The organism is Octadecabacter temperatus, from assembly GCF_001187845.1.
Taxonomy (GTDB): Bacteria; Pseudomonadota; Alphaproteobacteria; order Rhodobacterales; family Rhodobacteraceae; genus Octadecabacter; species Octadecabacter temperatus.
This window is the reverse complement of the sequence record NZ_CP012160.1, coordinates 2,151,618-2,166,516: the sequence shown is the minus strand read 5'-3', so window position 1 is coordinate 2,166,516 and position 14,899 is coordinate 2,151,618. Positions and strand designations below refer to the sequence as shown.

The window sequence follows — 14,899 nt, the reverse complement described above, 5'->3', positions numbered from 1 at the left end:
AACCAATGCCAACCTTATTTGAAAGTGATCACATGCTTCTCAGCCGTTATTTCCTGCCCGTCCTCAAGGAATCCCCTCGGGACGCCACAATCGTCAGCCACCAGTACATGCTGCGTGCGGGAATGATTAAGCAATCCAGCGCTGGGATTTATTCTTGGCTGCCACTGGGTTTCAAAGTTCTGAAACGGATTGAGCAGATCGTGCATGAAGAACAAGAACGCGCTGGGCACGTGGCGATGTTGATGCCAACGATCCAGTCGGCTGATCTTTGGCGCGAAAGCGGGCGCTATGATGATTACGGCGATGAAATGCTGCGCATTACGGACCGCAACAAGAATGACCTTTTGTACGGTCCGACCAACGAAGAACTGGTCACGGACATCTTCCGCAGCCACGTGGCAAGCTACAAATCCCTGCCACTGACGCTGTACCATATCCAGTGGAAGTTCCGCGACGAACGCCGTCCGCGTTTCGGCGTGATGCGTGGCCGCGAATTCTACATGAAAGACGGGTATAACTTCGATCTGACCAAAGAAGACGCGCTGCACGCGTATAACCGTCACCTCGTGTCCTACTTGCGCACTTATGAACGTATGGGCCTTCAGGCGATCCCGATGCGTGCGGACGGTGGCCCGATTGGGGGCGACTATACGCACGAATTCCTCGTGCTAGCTGAAACGGGCGAGTCTGAGGTGTTTTATGACAGCGCCGTCACGGACCTGACATTCGGCGATCGTGAGATCGATTATGATGACGTGGATGCCTGCGAAGGTGTGCTGCAAGAGTTCACAACCAAATACGCACGCACGGATGAAACCCATGATGAGGCGTTGTTTGCAGACGTTCCCGCAGACCGCCAGCGCACCGCGCGCGGTATCGAAGTTGGGCAAATCTTCTACTTTGGCACCAAGTATTCCGAAGCAATGGGCGCGACAGTGCAGGGGCCGGACGGCAAGCCAACGCCAGTTCACATGGGGTCCCACGGGATCGGCGTTTCCCGTCTTTTGGGTGCAATCATTGAGGCATCTCACGACGACAAAGGCATCATCTGGCCGGAAGGCGTGACACCGTTCCATGTAGGTATCGTGAACCTCAAACAGGGTGACGAAGAAGCCGATGCTGCGTGTAAGGCGCTGTATGATCAAGTCGCGGCGCTGGGCCTTGAGACATTGTATGATGACCGAAATGAGCGTGCGGGGGCAAAGTTCGGCACGATGGACCTGATCGGCCTGCCATGGCGCATCACTGTCGGTCCGCGTGGGTTGAAAAACGGTGTTGTTGAACTGACATCCCGCAAAACAGGCGAAAGCGAAGAGATGGCGCCGGAAGCTGCGATTGCTAAGATTGCAGAAATCTACCGTGCCCACGGTTTGGTGAAATAACCAACGAGCGGCGCGCCTTTACCAGCGCGCCGCCTTTTGCCCAACGACGGGCGGTATCCCTGCTATGGTTGACCACAAAGGCAAAGCCCCGTTAGGTGTCTGTAAACAATGAGGCATCAATAAAATGGCAGGCAAAACAGCCCCCTTTTCCCGTTTCGAATGGATGATCGCATGGCGCTATATTCGCGCCAAACGCGCCGAAGGCGGCGTGAGCATAATGACGTGGATTTCGCTGATCGGCGTGACGCTGGCGGTGTTTGCCTTGATCGCCGTGCTGGCGGTGCGCAGCGGTTTTCGTGCGGATTTCGTTGATACGATTGTTGGGGCCAATGCGCACCTGACGGTTCGCGAAAACTACATGGAAACGGTGACGGTCACACAGGGTGATCAGTCCGTCGATGTGACACGCCGCGTTGATACGATTGCTGATGGCGATGTGCTTGCCGCGCGCCTAAGCGCGATTGACGGCGTCACCCGCGCTGCCCCAATTGTTCGCGGAGAAGGGCTAGCTTCGCAATCTGACAACAGCAGTTTCGTGCAGATTTACGGCATCACGCAGGGTGATCTGGAGGACATCCCGCTTGTGTTAAATCCGCAATCCAGTTCCGGTTCGATTGATGACTTTGGGGTGAATGATGCGGGTGCTGGGATCGCGCTCGGCTCTGGCGTTGCGCGTAAACTTGGGGTGCAAGTCGGGGACCGGATTAATCTATTGTCGGCAACAGGCGTGCAAACCGCCGCGGGTCGCAGCCCCCGTCGCGTCGCCTATGATGTGGTCTATATCTTTCAAACAGGGCGCTATCTCACGGACGTAAGCCGCGTGTACTTGCCACTTGAGGCCGCCCAAAGTTTCTTTAGCCGCGATGGAGTTCACGACGAGATCGAAATCTATGTCGAGGACCCGGACCGCGTCGAAGAATGGATCCAGCCGCTGTACGCGCAGCTTGGACCAGAGTCGTTTTTGTACAGCTGGAAGGACAATGAAGGTGCCTACCTTCGTGCCCTAACGGTTGAGGACAACGTCATGTTCGTCATCATGGCAATCCTTGTGCTGATCGCATCAATGAACATCATTAGTGGGTTGATTATGTTGGTGAAAAACAAAGGTCGCGACATTGGTATTTTGCGAACAATGGGCCTGACCGAAGCGTCGGTTTTAAGGATTTTCTTCATTTGCGGTGCGGGGCTTGGCACGGTCGGAACGCTGCTTGGGGTGATCCTCGGCTGCTTATTCGCGATCTACATCGATCAGATTTTTGCCTTTGTGAATTACGTGGCTGGCGGCGGCGTTTGGGACCCATCCATTCGCGGCATCTACACGATCCCCGCAAAGCTAGAGCTTGATGATGTGCTGAAAGCAGTTGTCTTGTCGCTGTCGCTCAGCTGGATTGTTACGATCTTTCCAGCTCGGCGCGCCGCACGAATGAACCCTGTGGAGGCGCTGCGTTATGAGTGATGTGACCCTAAAGCTCGACGGGCTGGAAAAGGCCTATAACCACGGCAAACCAAACGAAGTGCAGGTGCTTCATGGTGTGTCCCTGCAGGTCGGCAAGGGCGAGGTCGTGGCCTTAGTCGCGCCGTCTGGAGCGGGTAAGTCCACCTTGCTGCATATTGCCGGATTGCTTGATACGCCGGACACGGGAACCGTTGCGATTGGGGGCGAAGACCTGACCAAGCTGGGCGATCGCAAACGCACTGCCGTTCGGCGCAACGATGTGGGGTTCATCTATCAATTCCACCACTTGCTGCCCGAATTTACGGCGCTTGAGAACATTGTCCTCCCACAACTGGCGAACGGTGTGCCGCAAGGCGAGGCCGAAGCGCACGCGATGGATTTGCTGTCGCGTGTTGGTGTTGAAACCCGTGCTGAACATCGCCCTGCCGCACTGTCGGGCGGTGAACAACAACGTGTCGCGTTCTGCCGTGCATTGGCAAACAAACCGAAACTCTTGCTCGCGGATGAACCAACGGGCAACCTTGACCCTGGGACGTCGGATCGCGTTTTTGATGCGTTGATGGAATTGGTGCGCTCATCAGGTCTTTCGGCGCTCATCGCCACGCATAACTTGGAATTGGCCGCGCGGATGGACCGTACCGTGCGCCTTGAGGCAGGATTGATCGCATGAAGGTATTCGTTTCCGAGATTGAAGATGTCGCAAAGGCGGCAATGGTTGCACATGGCGCCGGTGACTGGCAGGCGGGCGAAGTTGCGCGCGCGGTTGCTCGTGCCGAAGCGTTTGGGAACGTGATCTGCGGGCTTTATTACCTTGAAAGCTATTGCACACAGTTGAGGTCTGGCCGTGTTGACGGGCAGGTGGATCCTGTTGTTTCGCGGCCAAAAGCGGGTCAGGTTATTGCAGACGCACGGTTTGGTTTCGCGCAACCTGCGTTCAGCCGCGGGTTGTCACAAGCCATTGAAGCGGCCCGCGAAAATGGAGTTGCAACGCTTGCCGTCGCGCATGCCCACACCTGCACTAGCCTTGGGTTTTTTACCGAACAGATCGCGGCGGCAGGGCTTGTCGGGATTGGCTTTACCAATGCATCACCCGTTGTCGCGCCGCCAAATGGCAACAAAGCTGTCATCGGCACAAACCCGATTTCAATGTCGCTACCGAATGGTGGAATGCACTGGGATTTCTCAACCTCTGCCGTGGCATTAGGCAAGATCACTATGGCGAAAGCCGCCGGTGAAAGCATTCCGCTGGGCTGGGCCGTGGATGCAGATGGCAAGCCAACCACTGACCCAGAGGCGGCCCTGAAAGGGGCGCTTGTGTCCGCGGGCGGGTATAAGGGATGGGGTTTTGGCCTAATGGCCGAGGTCCTCGCCGCTGGGATGACCGGATCGGTGAATTCACTGGATGTGAACGGGTTGAAACTGCCTGACGGCAAACCTCATGATCTTGGTCAGTTCTATATTCTTCTGGAACCGGGTGCCGACTTCGGCGTACGCCTGTCGCGTGTGGCGCAAGCTGTGGCTGAACAAGAGGGCGCCCGAATTCCGGGCCAGAACCGTCAGCCTATGGGGGAAATTGATGTGCCTGACGCACTTTGGACTGCATCACGCGCCCTCGCGAAAGTTTAACAAACGCGTGAGAAACGAAACCTTTCGTTGTGGTTTGCCGTCCCTTCGGGGCAACGTGCGGTCAACAAATTGAAAGGTGTTATCATGCGTATTCTGTCTCTTGTTCTCCCATTGGCTCTGTCCGCCTCGGCTGTTGCCGCAGGCCCGATTTCATTCGGGGGCAGCTGGAACGAGCAGCGTCTGCAGCTGTTCAATTCAAACGACTATTCCTTCAACGGTGGTTCAATGACGATCGCCTCTGATGGCGGTGTTTCCCTTGCATGGACACGCACTGGGCGTGGCGATTGGGGCGCGCGCGCTGCGTCTTGGAACTGGTCCGTTGATCAATCCGTTCCTGCTACTGATCTGCGCCGTAAAGGTGGTGATGATCGCAATATTTCCGTCTATTTCGTGTTCCTGCCGGAAGCGGACGCCGCCAACATGGAAGGCGCGAACATTCGCCAGTTGAACGGCAACCCGAACGTGCGCATCTTGCAATACGTCTGGGGCGGTAACCATTCGCGCGGCTCTGTTCAGCAGTCGCCATATGCACCGGGCCAAGGCGCGAACGTGATTTTGCGCTCTGCCGGAACGGGCAGCAATTCCGAAAGCGTTAACCTTGCCAGCGACTTCGCAGCGGCCTTTGGTGGCACACCTGGTGCGCTTGTGGGGATCGCGGTTTCCGGTGACAGCGATGATACGGGTTCAACCATCCGCGGGTCTATTTCAAACCTCGCCGTGCGCTAGTCGCAAATTCCTAACAAATCTGCATCTTCATGAACGCCGAGCACCTCAACAGGTCTCGGCGTTTGTGTTGGGTGCTGCACTGGCATAACCGCCGCGAGGGTGTCGTATAAGCGCTGTGTTCGCGCCGCTTCGGGGGCCAAAGTTCGGCAGCAAATATACTCCTCAACTAGGGACGCTTGCTGCTCATATCCCATCTCTAGGAAACTTATTTTTTCTTCCGGATCAAACAGATACGGGTCCACGCCGGGCTTATGTTCTACGAGCCCGCGAAACGGGGAATACCCCGTCGCAGCGCGGTTCTGCCATTGCCAAACATGGGTCATCTCATGGGCGAAATACATCGCCGCGACGAGGTTAATGCGATCAGGATAGCCCTCTGCGTAATTGTCTATGGTCCAGTCAGGGTTGGTTAACACGTGCCGCCATGCGACTACGCCTGCTGTGCGCGTTTGGATCGTTGGTCCGCTGGCGGGTGGCGCAATCTTTTCACGGCATGTCACCTGTGGGCGGGACGGATAGATCCGCGTCCACATCCCGATAAATCCAGCCTCGACCATCCTGACGTCATTGGCGTGAAAACTCTCGCCCATGATTTCCCCCATAAGCGTGCGTTCGCTTGGCGTGATGCCACGTCCACAAGCAGCCAAAATCAGTAGGGCGAGAAGAATGCGCATGTGCGAACGCTAGGCCGGTCGTAAAGCGGTGCCAAGGGGGATCGTAATGTGCAGGCGGCTGATCTGGATCAAAGTAGCGCGCCCCATAACGCCTATACTTGGACAAAACAGGAGGTCACCACGATGAAAACCCTATGGATTGCACCGCTGCTTTTGGCGGGATGTGTTGAGCAGGAACTAGATGTCAGCGTTGAGGCTGGCGGCGTGTTGTTCCAAGAAAATTGCGCGGCCTGTCACGGGGCGGACGGCAAGGGCATGGGCGAGTTTGGCGAACAGTTGTTTACCATGCCGCCCGACTTGACCGTGCTTGCGGCTGACAACGGCGGCAACTTCCCACGGGACTATGTGCTCGGTGTGATCGACGGGTTTGAGCGCGGCGACCACTTCAGCGCCGCAATGCCTGAGTTCGGCGCAGCAGGCATGGGGCCGACGGTTGTTGTTGAGGATGAATTTGGTCTAGGCACGCCCATTCCGGCACGTCTGCTGGCGCTCGGGTCATGGTTGGAAAGCGTGCAGGAGTAAGCCACGGTTCCGCACGAGCGGATGAAACGTCCAGTGGACGTTTCAAGAGGTGAACGGGCGGAGCCCAGCGATTGCGCCTGACCTATCCGCAAGGATAGGACACCCAGCCCAATGATCCGCCGCCTGACCATCCGGAGAGCTAACCAAGCGCGGCCCAACGTGGCAAAAAGACTGTGTAGTCCCGTTGCTGCCCACTCTGCGTCAAGACCCCCCAGTCTGACACCACTCAGCAAAGTGACGAAACAGCAACCTTGGAACGGTCGATCCTGAGTTAGCCGCTCAGGGTCGTCCGTTTTTGGTTTGGAGGGGGGGGGTGCGTCACCCAGCCAAATCAAAGATTTGGCAGTGCCCGAACCTACAGATAGTTTCAAAATCAACTTAGACAGTGTTCACCACTTGGAAAGTTTGGCATGAGTAAATCGAATACTTTGCCTTAATTGCATCAAGTCTGATGGGTCTTCTTGCTTGTGGACTACACGATGGCAAGTTGGACACAAAACAAGGAAATCGCTGGGTAATTTATAGCGGCGAGTCTCGCCTTCTGAGAGCTCTCGAATTGGTTTTGCATGGTGAACATCGAGCGGAGTGTTCTTCAAGGGGCCATTGAACCCATAGTGGATCCGGGGGTCTAGTTGGCAACCTTCACATTTGGCTCCACGCAAGTTTAGAACTTTTTCTCGAACGTTTTTAGCTCTTTCAATGCGCCGTGAGAGGACATACCGCCTTGTCTCTTCGATATCAGTTGACCCTGCTTCTTCCATCATCGAGTCGATTGGAGTCCTTCCCCCTCTATCTACAAGGGAACGATAAGCGGCGAGCATCGCTTCGAGGTCACGGTAAAAAACCGATTCATCTATGGAGTTCGCATTGTACACTCGCCCAAACGCATGACCCGCCTGATAACCTGCGGGAAGCTTGGCATCGGACCCGAGATCAATCTTCCCGCAGTCAAATAACTTAGCGAAATCTGACACCCGTTCGGACATTTCTACAGCACGCCGTGCCAAAACGTTTCTACCGCGTTCGTTTTCTCCAAACTCCTGGTAAACTTCCGTGGTTCCCTGGTTGAGAGAAAGAACGATTTCTTCGCTTTGTGGGTTAATTAAAAAGACAACATAAAAACCACGCGTTGCCGTGTCAGTAATGAGTGGGTCAAAGAAAGCGAGCCAAGGCACAGATGCCCACTTTGACTGTCCTACGCTTGCTTTTAGCTCCAGGTCGTAGGGTAAGAAGACCGTACTTTTCTTTGCTTCCAATGCAAGGTCATGCCTTACGAAACTAGCAAATTCACTGCCTGAAAATTCTTTTCCGCGTTCATAAACATATTCTTTGGCCAATCGCGCCAAATCGTCATGCAGCATTTTTACTCCTCAAACATCCAACTCCTCAACAAACCGCGCGTTCTCTTGAATGTATTGGAACCGCATTTCCGGTTTCTTGCCCATCAAACGCTCTACCAGATCGCCTGTTTCACCCGGTTCGTCTTCGTCGATTGAGACGCGGATGAGTTTGCGGCTTGCTGGGTCCATTGTGGTTTCTTTTAGGTCTTTGTGGTCCATTTCGCCCAAGCCCTTAAAGCGGGACACGTCCATTTTGCCGGACCCACCCAGACCGCGGGCGAGAACTTCGTTCTTCTCGGCCTCGTCCAGACAGTATTCGCGTTTCGCGCCTTGGGTGACGCGGAACAGGGGTGGGCAGGCGAGGTAGAGGTGGCCTGCGTCGATCATCGGGCGCATCTGGCTAAAGAAGAACGTCATCAAAAGTGCTGCGATATGTGCACCGTCGACGTCCGCATCGGTCATGATGATGACCTTGTCATAGCGCAGATCGTCGACGTTGAATTTCGCCCCCAGTTGCACGCCAAGTGCTTGGGTCAAATCACTAATTTCCGCATTGGTGCCAAGCTTGTTGGACGCGGCCCCCATCACGTTGAGGATTTTACCCTTGAGCGGCAGCAGCGCTTGGGTCTTGCGGTTGCGGGCCATTTTCGCGGACCCACCCGCAGAGTCACCCTCAACGATGAACAGCTCCGTGCCTTCGCGGTTCTTGTTGGAACAATCCGTCAGCTTACCGGGCAGGCGCAGTTTGGCCGTGGCGGTTTTACGGGATGTTTCCTTTTCCTGCTTGCGGCGTAGGCGTTCTTCGGCGCGCAGCACAAGGAAATCAAGAATCGCACCGGCGGATTTGGTGTCGGAGGCCAGCCAGTTGTCAAAGTGGTCGCGCACGGAGCCTTCGACCATCTTGGTAGCGCTTTCGTTGGACAGACGGTCCTTGGTTTGGCCGACATATTGCGGATCGCGCACAAAGATACTGACCAGCGCGCAGCCGCCCGTTGTCAGGTCGTCGCGGTTGATAAGCTTGGCTTTTTTGTTGGACACGCGGTCGCCGTAGTCGCGGATGCCTTTCAGGATCGCGGTCCAGAAGCCTTGCTCGTGGGTGCCGCCTTCGGGGGTGGGGACCGTGTTACAATAGGATTGGATGAAGCCATCGCGCGATGGGGTCCAGTTGACGGCCCACTCGACCTTGCCGACCTCGTTATACTTATCGCGAAAATCGACGGTTCCGGCGAAGGGGACCTCAGAATATACGGTTGCGCCATCAAGGCGTTCTTTCAGATAGTCGGATAGGCCACCTGGGAAGTGGAACTTGGCCTCCATCGGGGTGTCGCCGTCAGCGATTGCGGTTTTCCAGCGGATTTCGACGCCTGAGAACAGGTAAGCCTTGGAGCGCGCCATCGCGAACAGGCGCGCTGGCTTAAGGCGCAGCGAGCCGAAGATTTCTGGATCGGGGTGGAATGTGACGGCGGTGCCACGGCGATTGGGTGCGGCGCCGACGGTTTCTAGCTTGGTTTGCGGCACACCGCGGGAAAATTCCATCGCGACGAGTTCTTTGTTGCGGGCAACCTCGACGCGCACATGGTCTGACAGTGCGTTCACAACAGAGGAGCCAACACCGTTCAGACCGCCAGAGGTTTCGTAGTTATCACCCGAGAATTTGCCGCCAGCATTCAGCGTGCAAAAGATGATCTCGAGGGTGGATTTCGTTGGGTCAGACGGATGCGGATCGGTCGGAATGCCGCGCCCATTGTCGCGCACGGTGACGTGGCCGTTTTCGTGAAGCTCAACCTCGATCCAAGTCGCATGGCCTGCGACGGCTTCGTCCATTGAGTTATCGACGATTTCGGCAACCATGTGATGCAGCGCGCGGTCGTCTTTACCACCGATATACATACCGGGGCGCAGGCGTACGTGCTCCATATCCTCAAGCACCTGAATGCTAGAGGCGTCGTAGTCAGAAGGCGTTTGCCCGCTCAGTAGATCGTTGGCCATGTGCTGCTCATTTGGTTTTGGTTTGCCAGAGTATGCCATGGGGTCGCGGGAGGGGGAAGTGTGGTTGCGACGATCTAGTTAAGGTTTCGCGCAATGGGCTAAGGAAAGGATCGGGTTTCGCGTCATCTGATTTTCCCTATCTGATGGGGTAATCCCACAGCAGGAAACCTAGGAGGCGTCGCGGCACTCAAGATTCCAAACGTTTGGTGTTTCCGATGATCGGTTTCCTTCGGGTTCCAACCAAAGGGAATTCACCGCGTGCCAGATCCCGTTTACCGGTTCTTGGGCAACGCTAAGCGTGAGGTGCATTGTTGTTCCGGCGCTCAGCGCGGTTTCTATCGCGTGTACCTGCGTGTCGTCGATTTTTGAGATGGTGTATTCGGCGACTACATTTTGCATTGGCGTACCGAGCTCTCTGACATCGAAGCGGCCCGCCATCGGTCGGATTTCTGATTCTGTATTTGACGCGGTGGCGGCAATTCTGTCCGCGTTTGTTCCAGGGAAGAACTTGACGGTTGAGCAGGAAAGCACAGGAATGCCAAGGGCAGTGTCCGGCGTCTGAGCGAAAACGCAAGCGCTGCTGAGCAGGTAAAATGTTGCTGTAAAAATAGATTTCACGACTTAACCTTTTGCACCCAAACCCATTTTCATCAGAGTCTTACGTAACGGAGCGACGCCATACAATGCCTCAACGCCCTTTGCGCGCAGGTCGCGCAGCAGCGGGTTTTCGGCTTGGGACGCGCGGTTCAATATATCGACGCCTTTGGCGCGGAGCGTGATGTCGGTGTGTCGGGTGCGGTGGTATTTTTTCAGCATGTCCGCATTGCCCAAGCCGTCAGGGTTGGCTGTCGCGAGGTCGAGCAAGCAGGCCATATCCGCGAGCGACATATTTAAGCCCTGTGCTCCGATGGGTGGCACGACATGGGCGGCCTCAGCGACCAAGGCGACGCGTTCGGCGGACAGTTTATCCGCGATTTGACTGATGATCGGCCAGACCATACGGCGACTAACAAGGGTTAGCGGGCCGTAAACCTCGGCGCTGCGACGGGTCGCTTCTTTGTTGAAATCATCGACGGGCAGGGCAGCGAGACGCGCAGCTTCTGGGCCGTCTTCCATCCAGACCACGGCAGAGCATGGCTTGCCCTCATGATCGGGCAGGGGAACGAGCGTAAACGGCCCACCAGTGCGGTGAACCTCGGTTGAGACGTTTTCGTGGGGGGCGTTATGCGTAACGGCAAAGGTCACCGCTTTTTGCCCGAAACGTTTGGTTTTGACGTTAATGCCGGCGGCTTGGCGCACTGGGGAGCCTCGGCCATCCGCGCCGACAACAAGTTTAGCACTGATACGAGTGCCATCCGTCAGGGTTACGCGTGCCTCATTTGTGCGCGTAAGCATCGAGACAAAACCGACGCCGGTGCGAAACTCGACGTTAGGAAGTTCATCCAGTCGGGCCACCATTTCACGGCGCAGCAGCCAATTTGAGAGGTTCCATCCAAAGGGGAGTTCACCAATATCGGCTGCATCAAAATCCCGCGTGACGCGTGGCTCTGGCGTTTTGCCGCCCGCATCCACGATACGCATGATCTGGAGGGGCGTCGCGAATGGCGCAAGACGTTCCCAAAGGCCCGCGGCAATTAGAAAGTCACGCGCGGGCTGAAGGAACGCGGTTGTACGCAGGTCCGCGCCATCCGTTGTGTCATCGGTAATGGGGGGCATTGGGTCTGCGATCAGCACCGAAAAGCCAGCCGCGCCAAATGCGGCGGCTGCCGTAAGCCCAGCAACGCCACCACCCGAGATGAAAATGTCCGTCTTTATCATGTTTTGAAACATAGGCGTGCGCGGGGCGGCATGAAAGGCACGTTAGACAAGCTGCGACAAGAAAGCCGCGAGGTCGTCTGTGTGATGGTGAATGTGATCGTGTGATTGCGCCGCTGGTGCCACATGCACGGTTCGCATGCCCATAGCATGTGGGGCTGCAAGGTTGCGAACGTCATCCTCAAACATCGCGCCCTGTTCTGGAGGAAGACCATCAAGCGCGAAGACGGCCTCAAACGCGGCCTGTTCGGGCTTTGGGCGATAGCTTGCGTGTTCGACACCGTAAACCGCATCGAAAACCCCGTCCAAAGCACGGGCGTTCAGCACGCGCCGCGCATAGGGTTCGGTGCCGTTGGTGTAGACGATTTTACGCCCAGGAAGGGCACGGATGGCTGCGGCAAGGTCTGGCGCCTTGGGCAGTACGGTGAAGTCGATGTCGTGCACAACGACGAGGAACGGATTAGGGTCGATGTCGTGTTCTGCCATAAGCCCCGCAAGCGTTGTGCCGTAGGTTTTCCAGTAATGACCGCGCAGATGATTGGCACGCGCTTTGTCGATGCCTAAGGTCTGAGACATAAAGTCAATCATCAGGGTCTCGATTTGGCTGAACAAGTCGACGCTCGGCGGATAAAGCGTGTTGTCGAGATCAAAGACCCAAGCACGCACATGTGAGAAAGATGACTTAACCATGGCCTCAACGTAGTTCTATTCTGTGCGGAATTCGAGAGGGTTGATACCGTGAAGTACCGTGGCGTACAGTCGCGCAAATTTGCCAGTTGAAAGAGCCCCATGAAACCTACGCAAAAAGACGCATACGAGTTGATCCTAGAGGCGATTGATACCGGTATATATAAACCTGGAAACCGTTTGGTTGAGAGCGAATTGGCCGAACGGTTTGGCGTGTCCCGGACCCCAATTCGTGAGGCATTACAACGTCTTGAGACACAGAATTTGCTTACGCGCGACGGGCGTTCGTTGATTGTTGCTTCTTTAGACCATGGCCAATTGAGCGAACTTTATGTTGTGCGTGGCGCGCTCGAAGGCTTGGCTGCGCGGCTTGCAGCGCGGCATTCAACACCCGAAGAGCTGGCCGTTTTGCGCGATATGCTAGAGGCGGATCGCAAACTTGTTGATGATCCAGACGCAATGAGCCGCGCAAACCGTCGGTTCCACAAACAAATCCACCTTGCGAGTCACAACCGGTTTTTGGTGCAGCAATTGGACCTTGTACATCGCTCAATGGCGTTGCTGGCGTCGACTTCGATTGCTGTTGAAGGCCGACCAAGTGATACGCTGGAAGAGCACGAACGCATTGTCGCGTCGATTGAAGCCGGGGATGGGGATGCTGCCGACAAGGCGCTCCGCGATCACATCAGCGAGGCGTTCACTATTCGGCTGCGATTGGATGCGGCTGCGGTTGAAGCTGGTTAATCGTGACGTTGGCGTCTTGGTTCTCTTGGGACGGCGCAAAAATCCCGTGGCTGGTTTTGTCCCAATAGAATGGCTTCGTGGCGAGCTCAATCACCCCTTTGTACGCGGCTAAAGCAGCAAGCGGGAAATACAGATGCAAGGTTGGCGTCCATTTGATGAGGTCGCGTTTGCCTGCCGACGACACGGCGATGGCCGAAACCGTTATGCCGATGATTTCTGACAATAGAAAAATCGCAGCAAAGCTTATCGCGATGTTTGGGGCGAGCACCCCATCAAGCGGATGAGGTATGCCGAAGGGCATCAACCAAAATGACCAGAGCAAAGGTGCAAGAAGGAATTGCGAGATCGTTCCTGCAAACAGCATCTGGGTGCCAAAGAACCGCCATGCCCCGAGTTCAATCCATAATTTCAAAGGGTTTCGCATGTGCACGCCATAGGTGATTGCATACCCTTTTAGCCAACGAGACCGTTGTTTGACCCATGGCCATGCGCGTGCGTTGGCCTCTTCTTGGGTGACTGTATCGATGATTTCCGTGCGGTATCCGTGGCGGGCCAAGCGTATGCCAAGGTCGGCGTCCTCGGTCACGTTATGGGCGTCCCAACCACCAAGGTCTTCCAAAATTTCACGCCGGAAAAACAATGTTGTTCCGCCCAACGGGATGACGAGGCCCATGCGTTCAAGGCCGGGCAGAACGATGCGAAACCAGGTGGCGTATTCAACAGTGAAACAACGCGCTAACCAATTGGAACGAGAGTTGTAAAAGTCGAGGCGCCCCTGAAGGCAGGCAACGTCTGGTTTGCAGTGCGCGAAGTGATTAACGACAGTGTTTATCTGTTCAGGGTCGGGCGCATCTTCTGCGTCATAGACCCCGATGATCGACCCTTTTGCAAAGCAAAGTGCATAGTTCAGGGCGCGGGGTTTGGTTTGAAGTGTCCCTAGCGGCACCTTTATGGCCCGCATCCAAAAGGGCAATTGAGTGGCGGCGAGGGCCTCCTGTGTGGTCGCGTCATCGGCTTCTAGTACAAGACAAACATCAAGGCGGTCAGTGGGATAGTTGAGTTTTGAAAGGCGACCGACCAATGCGCCTGCGATGTCTCGCTCGTGAAAAAGCGGAACAAGGATCGTGACAATGGGAAGTTGGTCGGCTGGTTGCGGCGTGGGTGCAGGCGCTTGTGGTTTAGTTAACAGGTGCAAGACGGCCGCCGCTGTTTTCAGCACCGTATTGGACAGCAACGCGAAGACGGCCCAGCCACACAAAACGAGAAAGCTAATTTGGGGCCACATGATTAAGCAGGTGCAAACTGTCAAAAGCGTGGCCAGCCCCCATCGAAACGCTTTACCAGAATTCCAGTCGCGGCAAGACTCAGCTTGGCCAGTGCGCATTTCTGCGTTGTGCATCAAGGTTTTATGGCACATCCGGCTAAGGGCGAAATCAAGGTTTTCACTGGTGACGATGGCCAGATGAACAGGCCCGAAGATGACGGTAAGCGCATCACGAACACGGAGGAAATCTTGCGTGGTGATGGCGAGGACCGTAACGCGACCAGCAATTCTGCGCCAAGGAAGAACGCGGTGTTTGAGGCATAGATTTGGACCAAATTCAGCCACGAGGCGCGGGTCAGCCGGTTGTTTGATGGGGTCGACAACGGAGGTTCCGGTAAGACCAGCCTCAAGCTGCGCGAAGGTCGATTGTGGAAGGCCCAAACGGTGGCGCAATGCGTCATTTAGAGCTTTTGTATTGCGATTGGCGACATCAGCCTGCGCATGTGCGCGCACCGCATCTACGCCATCTGGTCCCAAAACCTCGGCCGTAGATAAAGGCGCTGCTAAACGTGCAGCCACGTCCGGTGCTTCCGACAACGCAGGTTGCCGACGCGTGCTGAATATCAAAGCCATAAGGCCCTCGTTACCTGTCCCGCATCCACATTGGACGAGGA

At 55.8% G+C, this 14,899-nt stretch carries 14 protein-coding genes; 7 read left to right on the top strand and 7 right to left on the bottom strand.

All coding sequences use genetic code 11. From position 1 onward, the window contains the following. Nucleotides 1-32 precede the first annotated feature (32 nt). From proS to OSB_RS10875, 5 genes are all read left to right on the top strand, one after another. Nucleotides 33-1,382 (top strand): proline--tRNA ligase, encoded by a 1,350-nt coding sequence (gene proS / locus OSB_RS10895; protein ID WP_049836128.1) that lies wholly within the window; start codon nt 33-35, stop codon nt 1,380-1,382. A 124-nt stretch (nt 1,383-1,506) separates the two neighbouring features. Then, nucleotides 1,507-2,838 carry an ABC transporter permease gene (locus tag OSB_RS10890; RefSeq protein WP_049835029.1) on the top strand — a complete coding sequence of 444 codons (1,332 nt, stop codon included), beginning with the start codon at nt 1,507-1,509 and terminating at the stop codon, nt 2,836-2,838. Further along, nucleotides 2,831-3,508: an ABC transporter ATP-binding protein gene (locus OSB_RS10885; RefSeq protein WP_049835028.1), complete on the top strand. Its 678-nt coding sequence runs from the start codon at nt 2,831-2,833 to the stop codon at nt 3,506-3,508. The genes OSB_RS10890 and OSB_RS10885 overlap by 8 nt, the downstream gene beginning before the upstream one ends. Further along, nucleotides 3,505-4,464 (top strand): Ldh family oxidoreductase, encoded by a 960-nt coding sequence (locus OSB_RS10880; RefSeq protein ID WP_049835027.1) that lies wholly within the window; start codon nt 3,505-3,507, stop codon nt 4,462-4,464. Before OSB_RS10885 ends, OSB_RS10880 begins: the two co-directional genes overlap by 4 nt. Nucleotides 4,465-4,548: 84 nt before the next feature. Continuing rightward, nucleotides 4,549-5,190: a DUF3047 domain-containing protein gene (locus OSB_RS10875; RefSeq protein ID WP_049836127.1), complete on the top strand. Its 642-nt coding sequence runs from the start codon at nt 4,549-4,551 to the stop codon at nt 5,188-5,190. Here the strand turns inward: OSB_RS10875 and OSB_RS10870 are convergent. Next, nucleotides 5,187-5,864: a hypothetical protein gene (locus tag OSB_RS10870; RefSeq protein ID WP_049835026.1), complete on the bottom strand. Its 678-nt coding sequence runs from the start codon at nt 5,862-5,864 to the stop codon at nt 5,187-5,189. The genes OSB_RS10875 and OSB_RS10870 overlap by 4 nt on opposite strands. 123 nt (nt 5,865-5,987) lie before the next feature. Between OSB_RS10870 and OSB_RS10865 the strand changes: the two genes are divergently transcribed. Continuing rightward, the gene (locus OSB_RS10865; protein ID WP_049835025.1) at nt 5,988-6,386 is read left to right on the top strand and encodes a c-type cytochrome; all 399 of its coding nucleotides are present in this window, start codon (nt 5,988-5,990) and stop codon (nt 6,384-6,386) included. A 389-nt stretch (nt 6,387-6,775) separates the two neighbouring features. On the opposite strand, the gene OSB_RS10860 is transcribed toward OSB_RS10865, so the two are convergent. The 5 genes from OSB_RS10860 to OSB_RS10840 form a co-directional block, all read right to left on the bottom strand. Then, nucleotides 6,776-7,747: an MrcB family domain-containing protein gene (locus OSB_RS10860; RefSeq protein WP_049835024.1), complete on the bottom strand. Its 972-nt coding sequence runs from the start codon at nt 7,745-7,747 to the stop codon at nt 6,776-6,778. A 9-nt stretch (nt 7,748-7,756) separates the two neighbouring features. Further along, nucleotides 7,757-9,715, bottom strand: coding sequence for a DNA gyrase/topoisomerase IV subunit B (locus OSB_RS10855; RefSeq protein WP_049835023.1), 1,959 nt, complete (start codon nt 9,713-9,715; stop codon nt 7,757-7,759). A gap of 168 nt (nt 9,716-9,883) precedes the next feature. Beyond that, nucleotides 9,884-10,333, bottom strand: coding sequence for a hypothetical protein (locus OSB_RS10850; protein ID WP_049835022.1), 450 nt, complete (start codon nt 10,331-10,333; stop codon nt 9,884-9,886). 3 nt (nt 10,334-10,336) lie between these two features. Next, nucleotides 10,337-11,533, bottom strand: a complete 1,197-nt coding sequence (locus OSB_RS10845) for a UbiH/UbiF family hydroxylase (protein ID WP_049836126.1) — start codon at nt 11,531-11,533, stop codon at nt 10,337-10,339. A gap of 42 nt (nt 11,534-11,575) precedes the next feature. After that, the gene (locus tag OSB_RS10840) at nt 11,576-12,220 is read right to left on the bottom strand and encodes a pyrimidine 5'-nucleotidase (protein ID WP_049835021.1); all 645 of its coding nucleotides are present in this window, start codon (nt 12,218-12,220) and stop codon (nt 11,576-11,578) included. Nucleotides 12,221-12,319: 99 nt separating this feature from the next. On the opposite strand from OSB_RS10840, the gene OSB_RS10835 reads away from it, so the two are divergent. Then, nucleotides 12,320-12,961, top strand: coding sequence for a GntR family transcriptional regulator (locus OSB_RS10835; RefSeq protein ID WP_049835020.1), 642 nt, complete (start codon nt 12,320-12,322; stop codon nt 12,959-12,961). On the opposite strand, the gene OSB_RS10830 is transcribed toward OSB_RS10835, so the two are convergent. Next, nucleotides 12,918-14,858, bottom strand: coding sequence for a glycosyltransferase family 2 protein (locus tag OSB_RS10830; RefSeq protein ID WP_049835019.1), 1,941 nt, complete (start codon nt 14,856-14,858; stop codon nt 12,918-12,920). The genes OSB_RS10835 and OSB_RS10830 overlap by 44 nt on opposite strands. Nucleotides 14,859-14,899 lie beyond the last annotated feature (41 nt).